18 protein-coding genes are annotated in these 21,580 nt (G+C 72.2%); 4 read left to right on the plus strand and 14 right to left on the minus strand.

Annotated elements, in window-relative coordinates:
• From E1289_RS39010 to E1289_RS17135, 4 genes are all read left to right on the plus strand, one after another.
• A partial coding sequence (locus E1289_RS39010; RefSeq protein ID WP_207929008.1) for a hypothetical protein occupies positions 1-187 on the plus strand: 187 nt, incomplete at its 5' end.
• A gap of 101 nt (positions 188-288) precedes the next feature.
• Positions 289-1,284 (plus strand): mechanosensitive ion channel family protein, encoded by a 996-nt coding sequence (locus tag E1289_RS17125; RefSeq protein WP_131981260.1) that lies wholly within the window; start codon positions 289-291, stop codon positions 1,282-1,284.
• A 48-nt stretch (positions 1,285-1,332) separates the two neighbouring features.
• Positions 1,333-1,716 carry a globin gene (locus E1289_RS17130; protein WP_131981262.1) on the plus strand — a complete coding sequence of 128 codons (384 nt, stop codon included), beginning with the start codon at positions 1,333-1,335 and terminating at the stop codon, positions 1,714-1,716.
• An 18-nt stretch (positions 1,717-1,734) separates the two neighbouring features.
• Positions 1,735-3,321 carry an alpha-amylase family glycosyl hydrolase gene (locus E1289_RS17135; protein WP_131981264.1) on the plus strand — a complete coding sequence of 529 codons (1,587 nt, stop codon included), beginning with the start codon at positions 1,735-1,737 and terminating at the stop codon, positions 3,319-3,321.
• 254 nt (positions 3,322-3,575) lie between these two features.
• On the opposite strand, the gene E1289_RS17140 is transcribed toward E1289_RS17135, so the two are convergent.
• The 14 genes from E1289_RS17140 to E1289_RS17205 all read right to left on the minus strand — a co-directional run bounded on the left by E1289_RS17140 (position 3,576) and on the right by E1289_RS17205 (position 21,551).
• Positions 3,576-4,982: a S28 family serine protease gene (locus E1289_RS17140; protein ID WP_243712870.1), complete on the minus strand. Its 1,407-nt coding sequence runs from the start codon at positions 4,980-4,982 to the stop codon at positions 3,576-3,578.
• 426 nt (positions 4,983-5,408) lie between these two features.
• Positions 5,409-5,999: a GNAT family protein gene (locus E1289_RS17145; protein WP_131981268.1), complete on the minus strand. Its 591-nt coding sequence runs from the start codon at positions 5,997-5,999 to the stop codon at positions 5,409-5,411.
• Complete coding sequence (locus E1289_RS17150; RefSeq protein WP_131981270.1) at positions 5,996-6,433, minus strand: thioesterase family protein; 438 nt, start codon at positions 6,431-6,433, stop codon at positions 5,996-5,998. The genes E1289_RS17145 and E1289_RS17150 overlap by 4 nt, the downstream gene beginning before the upstream one ends.
• Positions 6,434-6,475: 42 nt before the next feature.
• Complete coding sequence (locus E1289_RS17155) at positions 6,476-7,852, minus strand: enolase C-terminal domain-like protein (RefSeq protein WP_131981272.1); 1,377 nt, start codon at positions 7,850-7,852, stop codon at positions 6,476-6,478.
• Positions 7,849-9,333, minus strand: a complete 1,485-nt coding sequence (locus E1289_RS17160) for an aldehyde dehydrogenase (NADP(+)) (RefSeq protein WP_131981274.1) — start codon at positions 9,331-9,333, stop codon at positions 7,849-7,851. The genes E1289_RS17155 and E1289_RS17160 overlap by 4 nt, the downstream gene beginning before the upstream one ends.
• 452 nt (positions 9,334-9,785) lie before the next feature.
• Positions 9,786-11,447, minus strand: a complete 1,662-nt coding sequence (gene ettA, locus E1289_RS17165; protein ID WP_131981276.1) for an energy-dependent translational throttle protein EttA — start codon at positions 11,445-11,447, stop codon at positions 9,786-9,788.
• 101 nt (positions 11,448-11,548) lie between these two features.
• Complete coding sequence (locus E1289_RS17170; protein WP_131981278.1) at positions 11,549-12,838, minus strand: GGDEF domain-containing protein; 1,290 nt, start codon at positions 12,836-12,838, stop codon at positions 11,549-11,551.
• A 297-nt stretch (positions 12,839-13,135) separates the two neighbouring features.
• A complete protein-coding gene (locus E1289_RS17175) occupies positions 13,136-13,603 on the minus strand; it encodes a single-stranded DNA-binding protein (protein WP_131981280.1) in 468 nt (155 codons plus the stop codon).
• A gap of 88 nt (positions 13,604-13,691) precedes the next feature.
• On the minus strand, positions 13,692-15,404 hold the full coding sequence (locus E1289_RS17180; RefSeq protein ID WP_131981282.1) for an ABC transporter: 1,713 nt from the start codon (positions 15,402-15,404) through the stop codon (positions 13,692-13,694).
• Complete coding sequence (locus E1289_RS17185; RefSeq protein ID WP_243712871.1) at positions 15,401-17,380, minus strand: dynamin family protein; 1,980 nt, start codon at positions 17,378-17,380, stop codon at positions 15,401-15,403. Before E1289_RS17185 ends, E1289_RS17180 begins: the two co-directional genes overlap by 4 nt.
• Positions 17,377-18,615: a uroporphyrinogen-III C-methyltransferase gene (cobA, locus tag E1289_RS17190; RefSeq protein WP_131981284.1), complete on the minus strand. Its 1,239-nt coding sequence runs from the start codon at positions 18,613-18,615 to the stop codon at positions 17,377-17,379. The genes E1289_RS17185 and cobA overlap by 4 nt, the downstream gene beginning before the upstream one ends.
• A gap of 181 nt (positions 18,616-18,796) precedes the next feature.
• Positions 18,797-19,879: a nicotinate-nucleotide--dimethylbenzimidazole phosphoribosyltransferase gene (cobT, locus tag E1289_RS17195; protein WP_131981286.1), complete on the minus strand. Its 1,083-nt coding sequence runs from the start codon at positions 19,877-19,879 to the stop codon at positions 18,797-18,799.
• A 38-nt stretch (positions 19,880-19,917) separates the two neighbouring features.
• The gene (cobC, locus tag E1289_RS17200) at positions 19,918-20,955 is read right to left on the minus strand and encodes an Rv2231c family pyridoxal phosphate-dependent protein CobC (RefSeq protein ID WP_165970519.1); all 1,038 of its coding nucleotides are present in this window, start codon (positions 20,953-20,955) and stop codon (positions 19,918-19,920) included.
• A complete protein-coding gene (locus tag E1289_RS17205; RefSeq protein WP_131981288.1) occupies positions 20,952-21,551 on the minus strand; it encodes a precorrin-8X methylmutase in 600 nt (199 codons plus the stop codon). The genes cobC and E1289_RS17205 overlap by 4 nt, the downstream gene beginning before the upstream one ends.
• Positions 21,552-21,580: the final 29 nt, after the last annotated feature.

Here is a 21,580-nt window from a genome sequence, read left to right on the forward strand (position 1 = left end):
CCCTGAGCCCGACCCCTTGGACCCGACCCCCGATCCCCTTCAGCCGGACGCCCGCGAGCAGGGCGCCCCGAGACCGAGCGTGTCCCGCGAGGCCGCGGCCGGAACGGCGCGGCAGCCGCGGACCTCGCGGGACACGTTCGCCGATCAGCCCCTCCCCGGCCACGTCGTGACACATCGCCCGCGGTAGTACGAACCGATCGGACCAGTCCCCTACGATCAGGCTCGTACCCGCCGCGGGAGCACGGCGAGGTGTCCAGGCACCACTTACGGCCGGGGAGGGTCTGCCGGATGTCACTCGCCGTCGAACCGTTGCTGCCCTGGGCCCAGGACGGTTCCGCCGAGTCCGCCTGCCGCGACGAGACGCCCACGACCTCCTGCCGGCTCGTCTGGAACATCTCGCACAACGCCGACTTCACGCGGTTCTACTCGACCTGGCTCGACGGCCCGCTCACCACCCTCCTGCTCGTCATCCTGACCCTGGTCATCGCGCTGATCGTCAAGAACATCGCGCACCGCATGATCACCAGGGTGACGCTGCGGATGGCCGAGGGCACGATGTCGGAGCGGGTCAGGGAACGTTCCCGGACGGTGTTCGAGGGCAACCCGGCCCTGCTCACCAAGCGGCGGGCCCAGCGCGCCCAGACGCTCGGCTCGGTACTGCGCTCCTTCGCGTCCGTCCTCATCATGGGGACGGCCCTGTTCAGCGTCCTCGGCTCGCTCGGCCTGAACCTCGCCCCCATCCTGGCCAGCGCGAGCGTCATCGGCGTCGCGGTCGGCTTCGGCGCGCAGAACATCGTCAAGGACATCCTCGCCGGGCTGTTCATGCTGCTGGAGGACCAGTACGGCGTCGGCGACTACATCGACGTCGGCAGCGCCAAGGGGACGGTCGAGGCCGTCACGCTGCGCGTCACCCGGATGCGGGACGTGGACGGCATCGTCTGGTACGTCCCGAACGGCGAGATCAAGAGGGTCGGCAACGAGTCGCAGAACTGGGGCCGCGCCGTCCTGGACATCCCGGTCGACATCCACGAGGACACCGAGCGGGTCAAGGAGCTCCTGCAGACCACCGCCGACGCGATGGCCGCCGACTCCCCCTGGAACGACCTCATCCTGGAGGAGCCGTCGGTATGGGGTGTGCAGGCGTTCGCCGGGGACGCCCTCGTCATCCGCGTCGTGCTGAAGACGGCCCCCGGCAAGCAGGGCGACGTCGCCCGCGAGCTGCGCGAGCGGGTCAAGCGCGTGTTCGACGAGGCCGGTGTCACCGTCGCGACCCCCGCCCCCTGAGCGCCAGGGGACGGAAGTGCGCACGTCTCACATAGGGTGGAGATCGCTATGGCTGAAAAGGTGACCTTCTATGAAGCGGTCGGCGGCGAGGAGACCTTCCACCGGCTGGTGCACCGCTTCTATCAGGGTGTCGCGGACGACCCCGACCTACGCGCCCTCTACCCCGAGGAGGACCTCGGCCCCGCCGAGGAGAGGCTGCGGTTGTTCCTGATCCAGTACTGGGGTGGCCCGAACACCTACAGCCGGCGGCGCGGGCATCCGCGGCTGCGGATGCGGCACGTGCCGTTCGTGATCGGCGCCGCCGAGCGGGACGCCTGGCTGCGGCACATGCGGGCCGCCGTGGAGGAGCTGGAACTTCCCGAGCCGCTGGAGAAGCAGCTGTGGGACTACTTCACGATGGCGGCGCAAAGTCTGGTGAACGCCCCGACATAAGCGGGTAGATCGCCACGTATGACGCGAATCCCGTGGTGGCGCCATGCCGTCGTGTACGAGGTGTACGTCCGCAGCTTCGCCGACTCCGACGGGGACGGTGAAGGCGACCTCCAGGGGATCCGGTCCCGGCTCGGCCACCTGCGCGACCTCGGCGTGGACGCGCTCTGGCTCACCCCCTTCTACACCTCCCCGCTCGCCGACGGCGGCTACGACGTGGCCGACTACCGCGACGTCGACTCCCGCTTCGGCACCCTCCGCGACTTCGACGCACTGGTGGCGGACGCGCACGCGCACGGGCTGCGGCTGATCGTCGACATCGTCCCGAACCACTCGTCCGACCGGCATCCCTGGTTCCGGGAGGCACTCGCCGCGCCGCCCGGGTCACCCGAGCGTTCCCGCTACATCTTCCGGCCCGGGAGGCCAGGGGAACGTCCCGGCGAGGAGTCACCGCCGAACGACTGGCCGTCCGCGTTCGGCGGCCCCGCCTGGACGCAGGTGGACGACGGCGAGTGGTACCTGCACCTCTACGCCCGCGAGCAGCCGGACTTCAACTGGCGCAACCCCGAGGTCCAGCACGAGTTCGAGGACATCCTGCGGTTCTGGCTGGATCGCGGCGTGGACGGCTTCCGCATCGACGTGGCCGCCGGCCTGTTCAAGGACGCGTCGTTCCGCGACCTCGGCGCCGAGGACCGCCGCGTCCTGAACGGGCCCATCTACAGCCGGCCGGAAGTCCACGACGTGTACCGGCGGTGGCAGAGAATCCTCGACGAGTACGACGGCGACCGCATGGCCATAGGCGAGGTGTGGACGGACGGGCCCGAAGACCTCGCGCTCTACCTCCGCCCAGACGAACTCCACCAGGTCTTCCAGTTCGATCTGCAACTCGCCTCGTGGTCGGCCACGGCGTTCCGTGAGGTGGCGACGGCCGCGATGAAGGCCGTCGCACCCACGGGCGCCGCCCCGACCTGGGTCCTGTCCAGCCACGACTCGGTCCGGCACGTCACCCGCTACGAGCGGCCGGAGAACGTCCCCGGCATCGGGTACGCCAGAGCCAAGGCGGCGCTACTGATGCTCCTGGCGCTCCCAGGCTCGGCCTACCTGTACCAGGGGGAGGAACTGGGCCTGCCCGAGGTGACCGACCTCCCCGACGACGCCAGGCAGGACCCCATCTGGGAGCGCACCAACGGGGAACTGGTAGGACGGGACGGCTGCCGCGTCCCACTGCCCTGGTCCGGCGGCTCCGAGCCGTACGGGTTCTCCGCGGACGGCGTCCGTCCATGGCTGCCGATGCCGCGGGACTGGGCTTCGATGACCGTCGAGGCCCAGGCGTCCGACCCGTCCTCCATGCTCGCGTTCTACCAGGAGGCCCTGGCCCTGCGCCGCCGCCTCCTGGACGACCTTCCGGAGGACGTGGAATGGCTCGACTCCCCCGACACGGCCGTCTTCTTCCGGCGGGGCCCGCTCATCTGCGCGCTCAACTGCGGCGACAACCCCGTCCGGCTCCCACCCGGCGACCCGCTACTGAGCAGCTCCCCCCTCTTCGGCGACCTACTCCCCGGCAGTTCTGCTGTACTTATGCAGTCCAGGCCCACTGCGCTCGCCTAGCGGCTCGCTCCGTGACCTGCCCTGTGCGAGCGCGGCTGTGCCTATTGCAGGACCGGCCCACTGCGCTCGCTAACGCTCGCTCCGTGACCTGCCCTGTGCGAGCGCGGCATCGCTTCGCGATCTTCCCGGTAAGGCTCGCCTCCGGCATCGCCTCACCGGTCAGGTAACGCGCTCGCGTGCGGGGCTGGTCGGTGCGCGGTGGGCCGTCCCAGGCGAGGGTCAGCGCATGGGACGGCACACCGCGAGGTCGAGCGCTACAGCGGGGGGCGCTGGAGCTGGAGGGGGTCGTCGGCGGTCGGCGCGGACTTCAGGGTCGGGGCGTCCTCGTCGATGCCCGCCCACCGCTTGAGGTCGGCTATCGCCTCGGCCTGCTGCTCCGCGGGCAGCCTGGTGATGAGGCGGCCGCTGTGGTTCATGCCGGGGGCGACGTAGACGGCCGAGTCACGGGCACCCCGACCGAGACGGAACGGCTTGGCGCCCCACGGGTCGTTCTCCCCGTACACGAACATCATCTGGCTTGCGTTCCCGCGCACCCAGTTGTCGATGTCGCGCATGGCGCGGCCGTTGTCGAACCGCATCGGGATGTCGCGCGGGACGTACGTGCGCGGGTGGTAGCTGCGCTCGTGCCGCAGCAGCCTGCGCATGTGCGCGAACTTCGGCGACGGCCAGCCGAGCTCCGTGCCCGCCTGGTAGAAGTACGGGATGTAGGGCTCAAGGCCCTGGTCGGTGTAGAACGACAGGCCGGAGATGGTGTCGAGCGACTCGTACAGCACGTCGTCGGAGGAGTCCACCGGCGGCAGGTCCGCGCAGTCGGACTGCAGGCTGTACTGCCAGAACGCCCACTCGTAGTCCATCACCGAGTTCTCGAACGCCCGGTCCGGGGTGCGCAGGATGTCGAACGTCCAGCCGTTCTTCTCGGCGGCGGCGGTGAAGCGTTCGAGCATGGCCGGCCGGCGCTTGAGGAACTCCCGCGCGAGCCCTTGCAGGTGGGCGCGGCATTCGGGGTCGGTCCCGACCGTCTCGAAGAACTCGTCGTAGGCGCGGTCGTCGTTGTTGCGGTAGTCGTTCGGCGCCACGTAGACGACGCTGCCGTCGACGTCCCGCGGGTAGAAGCGCTTGTGGTAGACGGCGGTCATGCCGCCCTTGCTGCCGCCCGTCGAGATCCACTTGCCGTCGTAGATGGTCTTGAGCGCGCGGATCAGCCGGTGCTCGTCGGTGGCGGCCTGCCAGATCGTGTCCTTCCGCCAGTCCGTCGGGACGGGGCGGGACGGGCTGAAGTACCGGTACTCGACCGAGATCTGGTTGCCGTCGACGAGCGCGGTCGGCTCGGAGGTGAACATCACCTCCGGGGTGTGGTAGCCGCTGGTGTAGAGGACCATCGGCAGGTCGGCGGACTTGTGCTGCAGCATGATGCGCTGCTCGAACCACTGCCCCCGGGGGTTGCGGTGGTCGACCGGCTGCCGGTATTCGAGCCAGAACCAGCGGTAGCCCGGCAACGTCGAGGTCTTCTCCGTCACCTGCATCCCGGGAATCGCCTTGAGGCGGTCGAGGACGTCGCCCGCCTGAACCGTGCCCGTCCTGGCCGTTCCCGCCTGGACGGTGACCGCCTGCGCCGCAGTGGCGCCCGCTCCGGTCATCGCCGCGGCGAGCAGCAGTGCCATCGCTCCTTGTGAGACGCGCCGCATTGTGCCCCTTTCACGTGGGTTCTCCACAATCGCGTCGCGACACTAGATCAAATACGGGTCGAAAACGGATCCCTGTCGCGCTTGTTACCTATCCGTAATGGAATGTTGTCCCCCCGAATTACGACACTTCCCCCACCCAGCTGATCACCAGGGCACCGCCCCCGGGCAGGCATTGCCCTAACCCAGCTCACCCGCATAAATGATCACCCCACGGGTCGTGCGGCCGGAGCGAGCGCAGCGAGCGCAGGTCGCACGACCCGCCGCACGGGGCGCCGTTTCACGAGACGCGGAGCGGATCGGGAAACGGCGCGCCGTGCGGACCGGGGGTTCCAGGGGGTCGCCCCCCTGGGCTAGCACGGCGCCCCGTGCGGACCGGGGGTTCCAGGGGGTCGCCCCCCTGGACTAACACGGCCTCGGGGAGATGCCGTCGTCCCAGGGGGCGAGGCGTTCGAAGAGGCGTTCGTCGTGCCAGCGGCCGTTCAGGTGGATGTGCCGGCGGGCCGTTCCCACCACCGTGAAGTCGTTGCGTTCCAGGACCCGCTGGGACGCGAGGTTGTCCACCCTTGTGAACGCTTCGACGCGGTGCAGTCGGAGCGCTCCGAACGCCACGTCCAGCGCCTGCCGCAGCGCCTCGGTCGCGACACCGCGTCCGGCGTGCGAGCGCGCCACCCAGTAACCGACGAAGCAGCTCTGCAAGGGGCCGCGCAGGACGTTGTTGAGGGTGATCCGCCCGGCGATCTCGCCGTCGACCAGGATGACACCCGGCCACATCTCCCCCGTGACGTACGCCTCGACCAGGTCGTGGAGATTGTCGCGCTGGCCGTCGACGGTGAAGTACGCGTCGTCGCGCTCCGGCTCCCAGGGGCGCAGATACTCGCGGTTCTCCGCACAGAGCGCGGCGAGCCGTTCCGCGTCCGCCATCTGGACGACCCGCAACCGCACCCCGGATTGGAGGCGGTCCAGCGGAGCGGGCCGCCCGGCGAGCGCGGTCATGGCGAGGGCGCCACATAACGCCCGATGAACTCCCGCTCCTCGGGGGTGAAGCGCCGCAGCCGGTTCGACTCCACGTCGAACGCCACGAGGGTCGAGGTCGCCTCGGCGTAGACGTTGTCGTCGTCCCGCACCTCGTAGGCCAGCTTGAACGAGGCCGCGCGGGCCTCGGTCACCCACGTCTCCACGCGGATCGGGTACACGGTCGGCAGCAGCGGCGTCCGGTAGTCGATCTCGTGGCGTGAGATCACCATGCCGCGGACGGGCTTCTCCCCCTTGCGCACCGGGTCGCCGTGGAACATCTCCAGGCGCGCGTCCTCCAGGTAGCCGAGGAACTTCACGTTGTTGACGTGGCCCTGGGAGTCGATGTCGCCGAACCGGATCTTGAACTCGTAGATGTGCCGGTACTCGGCCGCGGGCAGGTCGGTCTGCTGCATGTCCTCGCCTGGGGTACGGGAAAGCCGGGGTCCGGCCCGATGTTACCCGCCGCGGTTTCGTCCCGGCCTGCGCGGGGCGCCGCGGGACGCTCGGTCGCGGACGAGGCAGGGACGTTTCGGGTCGAACGTCCAGCCGGGCACCAGGTACTCCATCGCGGCGGCGTCGTCCCGGTCGCCGAGTCCGTGCTCGACGTACAGCCGGTGCGCCGCCGCGATCCGCTCCTCGTCGACGTCGACGCCCAGGCCGGGCGCCTCCGGCAGCGTGATCCGGCCGTCCGCGATGCGCAGCGGGTCCCGGGTGAGGCGCTGGCCGTCCTGCCAGATCCAGTGCGTGTCGATCGCGGTGATCTCGCCCGGCGCGGCGGCCGCGACGTGGGTGAACATCGCCAGCGACACGTCGAAGTGGTTGTTGGAGTGCGAGCCCCAGGTCAGCCCCCATGCCTGGCACAGCTGGGCCACCCGCACCGAGCCGCGCATCGTCCAGAAGTGCGGGTCGGCGAGCGGGATGTCCACCGAGTCGAGCCGGATCGCGTGGCCGAGCTCCCGCCAGTCGACGGCGATCATGTTGGTGGCGGTGCGCAGGCCGGTGGCGCGGCGGAACTCCGCCATCGTCTCGCGCCCGGAGTAGCCCGCCTCGGCGCCGCACGGGTCCTCGGCGTAGGCGAGGACGTCCTTGAGTTCGCCGCCGAGGCGGACGGCCTCCTCCAGCGACCACGCGCCGTTCGGGTCCAGGTTGATGCGGGCCTCGGGGAACCGCTCCGCCAGCGCCCGCACGGCCGCGGCCTCCTCCTCGCCCCTGAGCACACCGCCCTTGAGCTTGAAGTCGGCGAACCCGTACCGCTCCCGGGCGGCCTCCGCCTGCCGGACGATCGCGTCCGGCGTCATGGTCTCCTCGTGCCGGACCCGCAGCCAGCCGTCGGCGCCCTCCGGCGGCGCCTCGTACGGAAGGCCGGTCCTGCGGCGGTCGCCGATGTAGAACAGGTAGCCGAGCATCGGGATCGTCGTCCGCTGGACGCCGTCGCCGAGCAGCGCCGCCACCGGGACGCCGAGGAACCGCCCCATCAGGTCGAGCAGCGCCGACTCGATCGCGGTCAGCGCGTGGACGGTGATCCTCGTGTCATGCGTCAGCGGGCCGCGCCCGCCCGCGTCCAGGTGGCCGAACGCGGTGCGGACGGCGTTCAGGATCTCGTCCGACCGCCCGATGGGCCTGCCGACGACCAGGTCGCGCGCGTCCTCCAGCGTCCGCCGTATCCCCTCGCCGCCCGGGACCTCCCCGACTCCGGTGGCGCCGGACGAGTCGCCCAGCAGGACCAGGTTCCGGGTGAAGAACGGGCCGTGCGCGCCGCCCAGGTTGAGCAGCATGCTGTCGTGCCCCGCGACGGGGACGACGCGCATCCCGGTGACGACCGGGGTGCTCATCGCCGCGCCCCCTGGTAGGCGATCGGCCGCCGGAACCGCTCGATGGCCAGGCTCCCCACGGACGTCGTCCGCGGATCGGACGTCGCCGGGAACGGCCCGCCGTGGACCATCGCGTGCCCGACCCTTACCCCGGTGGGCCAGCCGTCCCACACGATCCGTCCGGCCAGGCGCTCCAGGACGGGCAGCAGCCGGGCCGCCGCCTCCCGGTCGCCCGGGGCCGCGTGGATCGTCGCGGTCAGCTGCCCCTCAAGGCCGCGGGCCAGCTCCCGGAGCTGGTCGAGATCCGCGCACCGGACGACGAGGGAGCACGCGCCGAAGATCTCTTCCTGCAGGTCGGGCCCGAAGTGCTCGGCGTCCACGGCGGCGAGGGCCGCCGCGCCGCCGACCGCCGCGCCGGGTTCCCTTCCCCGCGCGAGGATCTCGACATCGGGGTGCCGTTCGAGGCGTCCGACGCCCTCCGCGTAGGCGCGTGCGATGCCGGGGGTGAGCATGGGCGCGCCCGGGTCGCCGGCGATGGCCTTCGCCGCCGCGTCCAGGAAGGTGTCCAGGGCCGCCCCCCTGACCGCGAAGACCAGCCCCGGGTTCGTGCAGAACTGACCTGCCCCGAGCGTCACCGACCCGGCGAACGCCTCCGCGAGGTCGCCGCCGCCCTCCGCGAGGGCCTCCGGGAGCAGGAAGACCGGGTTGACGCTGCTCATCTCCGCGTACACCGGAATCGGCCGGGGCCGGTTCGCCGCCGCCTTCGCGATCGCCAGGCCCGCCGCCCGCGACCCGGTGAACCCGACCGCCTGGACGCGCGGGTCGGTGACGAGCGCGCCGCCCAGCGTCGGCCCGTCCCCGTACAGCATCGAGAACACGCCCTCCGGCAGCCCCGCCTCCCGGACGGCCTCCGCCACGGCCCCGCCGACCAGCTCGCACGTCCCGGGGTGGGCGTCATGCGCCTTCACGATCACCGGGCAGCCGGCCGCCAGCGCCGACGCCGTGTCCCCGCCCGCCACGGAGAACGCCAGCGGGAAGTTGCTCGCCCCGAACACCGCCACCGGCCCCAGGGCCACCCGGCCCTGCCGGATCTCCGGACCGGCGTCCCCGGCGGGATCGACGGCGGCGGTTCCTTCCCCGGCGGCGCGGAGGTCGCCGGCGAAGAGGCGGAGCTGCCCGGCAGTACGGGCGACCTCCCCCGTCAGGCGCGGCACGGGAAGCCCCGTCTCGGCCGCAGCACGCGCGACGAGCGCCTCGGTGAGATCGTCCAGCTTGGCCGCGACCGTTTCCAGGAACGCGGCGCGCCGCCCGGGAGAGGTCGCACGATAGGCGTCGGACGCCTCCTCGGCCAGGGCACAGGCCCGCGCCACCTCGGCCTCGCCGCCGTAGCGGTACTCGGGGTCGAGACGTTCACCGGTGCGCGGATCGACGGCCCTGATCGCCGTGCCCGCCCCGGCGACGCGCTCGAAGCCGATCACCATGTGCCCGGTGAGCCGCGCCATCGTCCGTCCTCCTCGGGTCCGGCAGGTGAGGTCAACCCGGACGATAGGAGACGCGATCAATACCTGTCCAACACGAAATACGCATCAATCGATGCGCGCCATGCATCAATCTGGAACCTCATCGCCGCGCCGAGGCCGGCGGGTCGATGCCGGCCGCTGCCGCGGTGACCATCAATGTCCACCGGGTTCTTCGCCCGGCGGCGTGTTGCCGTTATGGCAGGCGGCGATGTCAAGCGGCTGCTGCAACGAGGAACTCGTTGAGTGCCCGGGGCTGGGGTTTTCCAGCCCCGGGTCTGGCGGGGCCGTCCGTTGACCTCGCGGGCGACCTGGTCGAGGTCATGCTGGGTGTAGGTGCGGAAGTCGGTGGACGGGCGGGGTGAACGGCGCGGGACATGCGGACGGCCGCGCGGTCGATGGTCGATCGCGCGGCCGTCCGGGGGTCGTTCAGGGGGTCAGCGGGTGAGCTTGCGGTGCGTCACCCGGTGCGGGCGGGCGGCGTCGGCGCCCAGGCGCTCGATCTTGTTCTTCTCGTAGTCGGCGAAGTTGCCCTCGAACCAGAACCAGCTCGACCCCTCCTCCCACGCGAGGATGTGCGTGGCGATCCGGTCCAGGAACCACCGGTCGTGCGAGGTGATCACGGCGCAGCCGGGGAACTCCAGGAGGGCGTTCTCCAGGCTGGACAGCGTCTCGGTGTCGAGGTCGTTCGTCGGCTCGTCCAGCAGCAGGACGTTCCCGCCCATCTTCAGCGTGAGCGCCAGGTTGAGGCGGTTGCGCTCGCCGCCGGACAGGACGCCCGCCGGCTTCTGCTGGTCGGGGCCCTTGAAGCCGAACGCCGCGACGTACGCGCGGGACGGCATCTCGACCTGCCCGACCTTGATGTGGTCGAGGCCGTCGGACACGACCTCCCACACCGTCTTCTTCGGGTCGATGCCCCCGCGCCCCTGGTCGACATAGGAGACCTGGACGGTCTCCCCGACCCGCAGGTCGCCCCCGTCCGGCTGCTCCTCGCCGATGACCATGCGGAAGAGCGTCGTCTTGCCGACGCCGTTCGGGCCGATGACACCGACGATGCCGTTCGGCGGCAGGTTGAACGACAGGTCCTCCATGAGGACCCGGTCGTCGAAGCCCTTCGTCAGCTTGTCGGCCACGATGACCGTGTTGCCGAGGCGGGGCCCCGGCGGGATCTGGATCTCCTCGAAGTCCAGCTTGCGGTGCTTGGCGGCCTCGGCGGCCATCTCCTCGTACCGCTCAAGGCGCGCCTTGCTCTTGGTCTGCCGCGCCTTCGGGTTCGACCGGACCCACTCCAGTTCGTCCTGGAGGCGCTTCTTGCGCTTTGCGTCCTTGTTGCCCTCGACCTTCAGCCGGTCGGCCTTCTTCTCCAGGTAGACGGAGTAGTTGCCCTCGTACGGGTAGCAGCGGCCCCGGTCGAGCTCCAGAATCCAGGTGGCGACGTTGTCGAGGAAGTACCGGTCGTGCGTGACGGCCAGGACGGTCCCCTCGTACTTCGCGAGGAACTGCTCCAGCCACTGCACGCTCTCCGCGTCCAGGTGGTTGGTGGGCTCGTCCAGCAGCAGCAGGTCGGGGGCTTCGAGGAGAAGCTTGCACAGCGCGACGCGCCGGCGCTCACCACCGGACAGCTTCGACACCTCCGCGTCGCCCGGCGGGCAGCGCAGCGCGTCCATCGCCTGTTCGAGCTGGCTGTCGAGGTCCCACGCGTTGCGGTGGTCGAGGTGCTCCTGGAGCTTGCCCATCTCCTCCATCAGCTCGTCGGAGTAGTCCGTCGCCATCTTCTCGGCGATCTCGTTGAACCGGTCGAGCATCGCCTTCGTCTCGGCGACGCCCTCCTCGACGTTCCCGAGGACGGTCTTCTCCTCGTTCAGCGGAGGCTCCTGCTGGAGCATGCCGACCGTGAAGCCCGGCATGAGGCGCGCCTCGCCGTTGGACGGCTGTTCCAGACCGGCCATCATGCGCAGCAGCGTCGACTTACCGGTGCCGTTCGGCCCCAGGACTCCGATCTTCGCACCCGGAAGGAAATGCAGGGTGACGTCGTCAAGGACGACCTTGTCGCCATGTGCCTTGCGCACACGCTGCATCGTGTAGATGTACTCGGCCATATCCTCAAGCCTAGAGGGTCTGGGGCGGTGTTCAGTGCCACCTGCCACGCCCCCGGCGGGCAGGGCCCCTGCGGGCCCCTCCCCGCAACCGGGCGGGAAGTTCAGGTGCCGGTCGGTCTCGGGCCGTCCACCGCGGGGAGGCAGACGCGGTCCCGGCCGGAGGACTTGGCCCGGTAGAGGGCCAGGTCGGCGGACGCCAGGAGCTCCAGGAGGTCCTGGCCGTGGGTGCGGAACAGGGCCACGCCCACCGAGACCGTCACCGTGACCGTCCCCTCCTCGGCGGGCACCGCGAGCCTGCGCACGCGGCCGCGCAGGCGTTCGGCGACCCGGCACGCCTCGACGGTGTCGGCGCCGGGGAGCAGGACCACGAACTCCTCACCGCCGAACCTGCCCACCACGTCGTAGTCGCGCAGCTGGTGGCACAGCGTGCTGGCCACTCCCACGAGGACCTGGTCTCCCATCAGGTGGCCGTGGGTGTCGTTGACCCGTTTGAAGTGGTCGATGTCGATGAGGAGCAGTGCCACGGCGCCGTGGGTGCGCTGCGCCCGGGACAGTTCGGTGTCGGCCTCCATCTGCCAGGCCGCCGCGTTCAGCAGCCCGGTCTTGGCGTCCGTTCGCGCCGCCGCCTGGAGCTGCTGGTGCATCAGGCTCCGCTGCAGCAGCATCAGCGGGGGCAGTGCCAGGATCAGCAGGCCGAGGGACAGCGCGCAGGTGATCGCCACCAGGATGCCGACGCACAGCTCGACCAGGTCGAGGAGCAGGTTCTCGCGCGTCCACAGGACGTCGCGCCAGCGGCTCTCCGGGCTCGCCGCGTGGGCCGCGACCGCGACGATCGCGGTGTTCACCACCGTGAACAGCGCGGCGCATCCGACCGCCGCGACAATGCCCGGATACGCCTGGACGACCCACTGCGGCGCCTCTTCCAGGGGGTCGCGCACCACCTGGTGGAACGCCAGGGACGCGCACGCGCCGGCGATCCCGTGCGCCGCGGCGACCAGTGCCCGCCGGTAGACCAGGGTGCGGCGCACCCGGAACTGGAGGAGCGCCTGCACCGGCAGCGGGATCAGCAGCGCGTACACCGGGGGCAGCAGCAGCGCGACCGGCAGCCACCACGCCGACAGCAGGTCGCGCGCGACCCCGGCCGGCATCCCGAGCCGGCGGGTGGCCTCGATGCACACCGCCCCGCACGCCAGCAGGGCCGCGAACGTCGTCAGCTCACCGGTCCGGAGCGGCGTGCTGAGCAGCCCCGCGACGGCGAGCCCCAGATGGGCGGCCACCACCACCGGCACATAGATCACGAGCAGGGACGGACGCCCCAGAAGCGTCCGGCGCCTCGGCCGGAAGGCCAGTTCCCCGCCACGGTCCTCGGCGGACGACTGCACTGCCGTCATCCTTCCCCCTAACGCGCATCACCTTGTGTAACACGATAGTTGCAACGTGTGCGGAAGGGGCGTGAAACAGGTACGTTCGGGAACGCACATGCGAGTGACCGTCCGGACACCACGCATCAGGGACCGCGTTTCCGCGGCCCCGGCACATCCTGAGGGGGATACGACCATGCGCGGCATTTCCTGGATCTGACGCCGCATACCCCCCACGACGGTGCGGGGGCGTTGCCGGCGGCGATGTCCACTGCCGGCCACGCCCCCTACTGAAATGTCTCCGCCACTGCGATGCCTCCGCCCCTGCTAGGCCGCTTTCGGCTCCTTCTCCTCTTCCGCCGGGGCGGTCAGGGCCCATTCGTCGGCGGCGTCGCGGGCCAGCCGGCGGTCTTCCTCGCTCAGCGGGCCGCCGCGCTGGACGGGGCGGAAGTCGGCGGTGCCGCGCTGGAGGTCGGGGCCGAGGGTGGTGGCCTCCACCTCGGCGGAGAAGCGCCACTGGCCGTCGCGTTCGTACTGGCGGATGCGGAGACGGCCCGTGACCAGAACCGGAGTTCCGCGCGGGAACTCGGACGCGTTGACGTTGTCGGCGAGCCCCCGCCAGCAGTTGACCGTCATGAAGAGCGTCTCGACGTCCTGCCACTGGCCCGTCTGCCGGTCGTAGCGCCGGGGCGTGCAGCCCACCCTCAGGGAGAGGAACGGCGTCCCGTTGGGCGTCATGGTGTAGCGGGGTTCGGCGGCGACCCAGCCGGTGATGGTGATGTGGGCCTCGTTCACTGCGTCCTCCGTCTCGCGTACGTGGTGTACGCGTCAACGGTGGCGCAGGGGCGGAGGACGGCGGGAGCGGTCGCGAACTTGTGGATAACTAGCCGCGGCCGAGTGCGATGTCCACGTTCTCGCGGAAGCGGGCGTAGACCTGCAGGTCGTCCTCGATGGGCTCGATCACCTTCTCGTAGGCGACGCGCTCTATGCCCACCCGCATGTGGTGCTCCATCTTGTCGCCGTGCTTCGCGGACGACAGGGCCACGAGGTTGCGGCAGGCGGACGCGGTGAGCCAGCCCATCCCGAGCGTGCACACGACCAGGACGGCGACGTAGGGGATGAGGCCGGCGTCCCCGACCAGGCGGCTCGGGTTGTCGCCGCCGAGGTCCAGCAGGGCGTAGGCGACCAGGAAACCGATCCACACGACGCTCAGGACGGCGACCAGCACCAGGAAGTACTGCCACGTCTTGACCAGCCACCACCAGCGGGGCACGGCGTTGAACGTGGGCAGCGCGTTCTTGAGCGATTCGCCCAGGGCTTCCGGGATCTCGGCGGCGTGCGAACGGGCGGCGCCGCGAACGGAGCGTCCCCAATGTGTCGGAAGCTCCTGGGAAAGCCCCTCGGTAACGGACTGGAGCGCGTTGTCCACATCGCCCTGCTGTGCGCCGACCGGCCCGGTGAAGGCGTGGCGCAGCTCCTCGCGCAGCTCGGTCAGCCGCATCCGGCGCAGCGGGTCGGACCGCAGCCGGGCGACGATGGCGGCGACGGGCCAGCCCACGAAGTCGGCGGCGCGCAGCTCGTAGGCGCTCTCCATGGCCTCGGCGACGGCGGGCGCGCCCGCGGCGTCGGTGAACGCCTGGACGAGGTCGGCGCGGCGGGCGTCGTCGACGGTGCTCGGCGGCTCGGTCGCGAAGCGGTAGTCGGCGAACCGCTCGGCGACCCTGTCGACGTCGGCGGAGAGCCGCTCGGTGCGGGCGCGGCGGGCGGCGACGGTGTCCACGAGGACGTCGCGGAAGCCGTACGTGCCGTCCTCGGCGACCGCGGAGGTGGTCACGATCCGCGGGTCGGCGAGGCCCTCGGCCTCCAGCAGGCGGCGCAGGTCGGCGACGCAGTCGTCGATCTCGTGCGGGGTGAGCCGGTCGACCTGGTTGAGGACGATGAGCGTCACGCCGGTGTGCCGGGCGAACGGGACGATGTAGTTGCGGTGCAGGGCCGCGTCGGCGTACTTCTGCGGGTCGACGACCCAGACGAGCAGGTCGGCGATGGTGACGAAACGGTCGACCTCGGCGCGGTGCATCGCCTGGATGGAGTCGTGGTCGGGCAGGTCGATGAGGACGAGTCCCTGCAGGGAGTGGTCGGCGCGTTCCAGGTCGAGGGCGCTGGCGCGGGCGTAGCGGTGCCGCTTGTCCACGTCCAGCCAGTCGAGCAGGGGGCCCGCGCCGTCCAGGCCCCAGACGCACGCGTGGGCCTTGGACGTCATCGGGCGGCGCATCCCGGTCGGCGAGAGTTCGAGCCCGCAGATCGCGTTGAACAGCGACGACTTCCCGCTGCCGGTGCCGCCGGCGAGGGTGACGACGGTGTGCTCGCCGGAGAGCCGCAGCCGCTGCCCGGCCCGGTCGAGCAGCGCGGCGGCATCGTCCAGGACGGGCTGGTCGAGCCGGCCGACGCCCGCGTGGACGAGCCGGTCGAGCCCGGCCAGCCGGTCGGTCAGCCCGGGCGGCCCGGCGGGCGCGCCGGCGCCGGGCACGTCCGCGGGGACGAGGGGGATCCCACCGGCTCCGGCCGGCGAGTTCGCGGGGATGGCCGAGGTGGTCATCGGGCAACCTCGAGGTTGTAGGTGGCCTGGTACAGCTGGACGGGGACGGTCTCGTCGGGGATGCCGGCGGAGTCGAGCACCTGCCCGAACCGGATGGCCTCCTCGTCGAACAGCATCCCGATGCGGCTGCGCAGGTCGGCGCGGGCCTTGGCGCCCATGCCGCGCAGCGACTCGGCGCCGAACAGGGCCTTGAGCAGCCGCTGCGGGACGGCGCTGTTGCCGCCCTCGACGGCCACGTCGGACGTGCCGTAGCCGAGCAGGCCGATCATCAGGACGAGCGAGACCGCCTCGGTGTCGAACGAGACCAGCTTGGCGACCGAGCGCTTGGTGACGCCCTCGGTGCGGATCAGCTCCTGGACGTGGTCCTGCCAGGAACTGACGGCCCGGGTGACGCGGCGCGACAGCTCCGGGGAGACGTGCGCGAGCTCGGCGTCGGTCCCGGCGAGGACCTGGCGTCCCGACGGGTGGTCGCGCCAGCGGGCGATGACCTGCTCGGCGCCGTGCTCGGCAGACGCCATGATCAGCGATTCGAGGCCGGCGCGCAGCGCGGCCTTGAGGGCGCGGACGCGGGCGGGGCTGCGGCGGTTGCGGCGCGCGGCGGCCCGGCCGCGGCGCCCGCGCTGGACGTGCAGGGACTTCAGCAGGTCGCCGGTGCCGGCGAAGTCCTGCCAGCGGGCGAGCACCTCGCCGCGCAGCAGGGAGCCGTTGCGGGTCGCCTCGTCCAGCTCGGCGAGGGCGGTGCCGTAGCCCGCCTCGACCTCCCTGGCCAGCTCGGTGCGCTGCTCGACCTGCGCCTCGACCTGCCGGGCCAGCTCGGGGACGCGGGTGCGGAAGCTGTCGAGGACGGCGGCGAGGGTGTCGCTGATGACGATCTCGCGGTCCTCGGTGTCCTCGGCGACGCCGGTCAGCCAGGCGCGGATGTCCGCGACGGTCTCCTCGGGGAGCCGGCTGTTCTCGATGCGGGTCTCGGGGACGGTGAAGCGGCGGGCGTCGCCGACCTCGTGCTCGTCCAGCATCTCGCCGAAGTGCTCGACGACCTCGGCGCCCTGCGGCCCGGCGCCCTGCGGGACCCGGGACAGGACGACGCCGATGGTGGCGCCGTTCTCCTTGGCCCGCTGGAGCATCTGCCACACCTGGGCGTCGGCGTAGCGGGCGGCGGTGGTGACGCACAACCACAGGTCGGCCGCGGCCATCAGCTTGGTCGCGAACTCGTAGTGGTCTTCGAAGACGGAGTCGAAGTCGGGGCTGTCGAGGAGGGCGAGGCCCGGCGGGAGGACGTCGCTGCCGATGATGACCAACTGGTCACCCGCGATGGCGTCGGGGGCCGGGCCGCGGACCCGCCCCATGCCGGGCAGCAGCGGCCCCTCCATGAACCACTCGACGTGGTCGGGGTGGCACACCAGGATCGGGCTGCTGGTGGTGGGGCGCAGCACGCCGGTCGCGCTCACGCGAGCGCCGACGAGGGTGTTGACCAGCGTGGACTTGCCCGCGCCGGTGGACCCGCCGAGCACCACCAGCATCGGCGCGCCGGCGGCCTGGATGCGCGGGAGGACGTAGTCCTCCATTTGGGCGCGCAGCTCGTCGCGGGCCTCGCGGGCCTCCTGGACGCCCGGGACGTCCAGCAGGAAGTCGAAGGCGTCGAGCTGCTCGCGGAGGGCGGTCAGCGACCGGACCAGCTCGCCCTGGCGCACCGTCCCGGCGCCGGGCTTGGCGGCCCGCCGGCGGCCGCGCCTCGCCCTGGCGTCCCCGGTCTCCTTGGCCGCGCCTTCCTCGGCGCCGTTCGCCGGCTCCTGTCCGGCGCCCTTCCCGGACGTCTCCTTCTCGCGCACCTCGTCCTCTTCGCGCGCGCCTTGCCCGCGCGCCTGCCTGTCGGGCGCGGCGTCGCCGCCGGGGGCCGCGGAATCCTCGATTCCGCGTCCCGGACCGGAGCCGGCCTGCTCGTCGTGGACCGCGCTTCGCTCTGCCGGGGGTGTCACGGATCCCGTCCCATGTCGGCTCGAATCATGTCGATCTCTCGTGCCACGTCGACCACATCGCCCACGACCACGATCGCCGGGGGGCGGATGTCACCGGCGGCCATCGCGTCGGCCACCGTGCCCAGCGTCGCCGTCAGCGACCGCTGGCCGGGGAGGGTGCCATCCTGGATCACGGCGACCGGCGTGCCGGACGACCGACCATAGCGCATGAGGGCCGCCGCGATCAGTGCCGTCCGCTCCACCGCCATGAGCAGGACGATCGTGCCGTTCGCGCGCCCCAGCGCCGCCCAGTCGACGGTCGAGTCCGCGTGGCCCGGGGGGACGTGCGCGGAGACGACGTGGAACTCCTGCGCCACGCCCCGGTGGGTGACCGGGATGCCCGCGGCGGACGGCACGGCGATCGCGCTGGTGATGCCCGGGACGACCGTGACCGGGACGCCGTGGCGGGCGCAGTACAGGGCCTCCTCGCCGCCGCGCCCGAACACGAACGGGTCCCCGCCCTTGAGCCGGACGACGAACCTGCCCTGGCGGGCGTGCTCGACCAGGTACGCGTTGATGTGCTCCTGCGCGACCGTCCGCCCGTAGGGGATCTTGGCGGCGTCGATCACCTCGACGTCGGCGGGCAGCTCGTCGAGGAGCCCGCCGGGGGCGAGGCGGTCGGTGACGACGACGTCGGCCATGGCGAGGAGCTGCCGCCCGCGGACCGTGATCAGGCCGGGGTCGCCGGGGCCGCCGCCGACGAGGGCGACTCCGGCGGGCTTGCGCCGGGAGTGCCGGGATTCGAGCGCGCCGTCGCGCAGCCCCTCGACCACGGCGTCGCGGATGCCCGCCGCCCGCCGCGGGTCGCCGCCGAGCAGCACCCCGACGGTCGCGTCGCCGGCGTGCCCGCTCGCGGGCGTCCAGGCCGGCGAGGACTCGGCGTCGTCGGCGCGGACGGCCCAGATCCGCGCGGCGTCGGCCTCGGCGACGACGTCCCCGTTGACCTTGGAGTCGTCGGTGACGGCCTGCACGAGCCAGGCCCCCGCGCAGTCACCGGGCTCGTAGCGCCGCCGGTGCCAGGTGATCCTGCCGCGCTCGGCCATGCCCTCCAGGGAGGGGGTGACCTCGGGCGAGACCAGCACGACCGAGGCGCCCGCGTCCAGGAGGGCGGGCACGCGGCGCTGGGCGACCCGCCCTCCGCCGACGACGAGGACGCGTCGCCCGCCGAGTCGCAGGCCTAGCAGGTACGGGGGCACGTGGTGGTTCTCTCGATCGGGTGGGCGGTCGGTTGACGTGCTGGTCGGTGACGTGCGGGGGCGGCTTGCGGACGCCGGTGTCGGACACCTGTCTTCAGTGAACAAAGGTACTCGGCTTCACAAGCGCATGGAGAGGGCCTCCGCGCAGTCGATAGCCGAGCGTGACTCATTTAGTGATCGATTAGTTACGGGGCCCGGCGTCCTTGCCGCTGACTCCGGCGGAGTCGAACGTGGCGACCTCGTGCAGCACCCGCACCGCGCCCTGGACCAGCGGCAACGCCAGCAGCGCGCCGGTTCCCTCGCCCAGCCGCAGTTCCAGGTCGACGAGCGGCCGCAGCCCCAGCGCGTCCACGGCGGCGGTGTGGCCCGGTTCGGCCGACCGGTGCCCGGCGACGCACGCGCCGAGGACCGGCGGGCACAGCGCGGCGGCCACCAGGGCGGCGGCACCGGCGATCACCCCGTCGAGGACGACGGGGACCCGCAGCGACGCCGCACCGAGGACGAATCCGGCGATCGCGGCGTGCTCCAGCCCGCCGACGGCCGCGAGGACGCCGAGCGGCTCGGCGCCGTCCCCCGCGGGCAGGCCGTGCAGCGCGAGGGCCGTCCTGACGACCTCCACCTTGCGGGCGTGGGTGGCGTCGTCTATCCCGGTGCCCCGTCCGGTGACCCGCTCGGGCGGCAGGCCGGTGAACGCGGCGATCAGCGCCGCGGACGCGGTGGTGTTGGCGATCCCCATGTCCCCGGTGACCAGGCATCCCGCGCCCTCCGCGACCAGCTCGCGCGCGACCTCGATACCGGTGCCCACGGCCCGCCGGGCTTCGCCGGCGCTCATCGCCTGGCCGCGGGTCAGGTCGGCGGTGCCCGGGGCGACCTTGCGCCGGATCAGCCCGGGAGCCGCGTCGAGTTCGGCGGCGACGCCGATGTCGACGACGCTGACGCGGGCGCCGACCTGCGCGGCGAACGCGTTGACCACGGCGCCGCCGGCGAGGAAGTTGGCCACCATCTGCGCGGTCACCTCCTGCGGCCATGGCGTGACGCCCTGGGCGTGGACACCGTGGTCGGCGGCGAAGACGGCGACGGCGGCGGGCTCGGGCATCGGCGGCGGGCACCGCCCGGCCAGCCCGGCCAGCCTGACCGACACCTCCTCCAGGACGCCGAGGGACCCGGGCGGCTTGGTGAGCCGGGCCTGGTGGTCCCGGGCGTCCCGCATGGCGGCCTCGTCCAGCGGCGCGATGGATGCGATGGTCTGCTCGATCAGGTCCACGGTGTCCTCTCGGGGGTCGGCCCTAGCAGGGATTCTGCTCAGATTCCCAGCTCGCCCAGCACGTTCAGGAGCGCGTCGTTGGACGACCGGTCGCGGACGGCGATGCGCAACCAGTCGGAGCCGAGACCTGGGAAGGTGTCGCCGCGCCTGACGGCGTAGCCGCGCTGCCTCAGCAGCGCCCTGATTCCGAGTGCGTCGGGCACGCACAGGCACAGGAACGAGGCGCGCGCTTCGGGCACGACGTAGAGGCCGCGTGCGCTCAGTTCCGCGGACAGCCTGTCGCGTTCGGCGGCGAGTTCGGCGGCCCACGCTTCGGCCTCGGCGACCGCCTCCGGGGTGGAGCACGCCTCGACGGCGACGAGCGCGGGCGTGGACACCGCCCACAGCGGCTGCGCCTCCGTGAGCCGTTCGATCAGGTGGGGGTCGGCCAGGACGTACCCGGCGCGGAGCCCCGCGAGGCCCCACGTCTTGGTCAGGGAGCGGATGACCACGACCCCGGCGGGAAGCCGGGTCGCGAGGCTCTCCGGTTCGCCGGGGACGCAGTCCATGAACGCCTCGTCGACCACGACCGTCCGGCCGGGCGCGGCCAGCGCGGCGACGGCGGCGGCCGGATGCAGGACCGAGGTCGGGTTGGTGGGGTTGCCCACCACGACCAGGTCGGCGTCGGCGGGGACGGCGGCGGGGTCGAGCGTGAAGTCCTTGGTGAGAATCAGCCGTTCCACGGGGTGCCCGGCGGCTCGCAGCGCGGCTTCGGGCTCGGTGAACTGCGGATGCACGACGACCGCACGGCGCGGTGCCAGGACCCGCGCGAGCAGGACGAACGCCTCCGCGGCGCCGGCGGTGAGCAGCACCTCCCCGGCGGACCGGCCGTGCCGCCGCGCGACCGCACGGCGCGCCGGACGCGGATCGGGGTAGCCGGCCAGGTCGGCCACCGACGCCCGGATCCGCTCGGCCAGCCACGGCGGGGGCGTGCCGGTGCGGACGTTGACGGCGAAGTCGGCGAGCCCGTCGCCGACCTCCGCGTCGCCGTGGTGCCGCAGGTCGACCTCGTCCGGCTCGGCCGGGTTCGGGATCACCGGTGACCCGCCTCGTCCGCGTACAGCAGGGCGTTGACGGCGGCCGCGGCGACCGCCGAGCCGCCCTTCTCCGAGGCGTTGCTGAGCTGCGGCAGCCCGCTGGCGCGCAGCGCCTCCTTGGCCTCGCGGGCGCCGACGAAGCCGACCGGCACGCCGACGACCAGCGCGGGGCTCACCCGGCGGGCGATGATCTCGGAGATCGCCTCCGGGGAGGAGCCGACGACCCAGACCGCGCCAGGCCCGACCTCCGCGTACGAGAGCCGGACCGCGGCGGCCGAGCGGGTGATGCCGGCGGCGCGCGCCATCCGCGCGGCGGCCGGGTCGGCGATGTGGCAGATCGGCTCCCGGGCGGTGATCCCGGCCGCGACCATCCCCTCGTCGGTCACGACCGGCGCGCCGTCGCGCAGCGCGGCCCAGCCCTGCCTGAGGTATTCCTCCCTGGTGACCAGGTCCACCGCGTACTCCAGGTCGGCGGTGGCGTGGATCACCCGCTCGGTGACGGCCCGCCACAGCGGCGGCATCGGGGACAGGTCGACGCGGGACCGCAGGATCTCGTACGACCGGACCTCGATCGGGTGGGGTTGACGGACGGTCAACTGCGCCTCCTGCTTCGCTTCCAGGTCAG

Origin of the sequence: Actinomadura sp. 6K520 (assembly GCF_004349245.1) — a bacterium.
Lineage (GTDB): Bacteria > Actinomycetota > Actinomycetes > Streptosporangiales > Streptosporangiaceae > Spirillospora.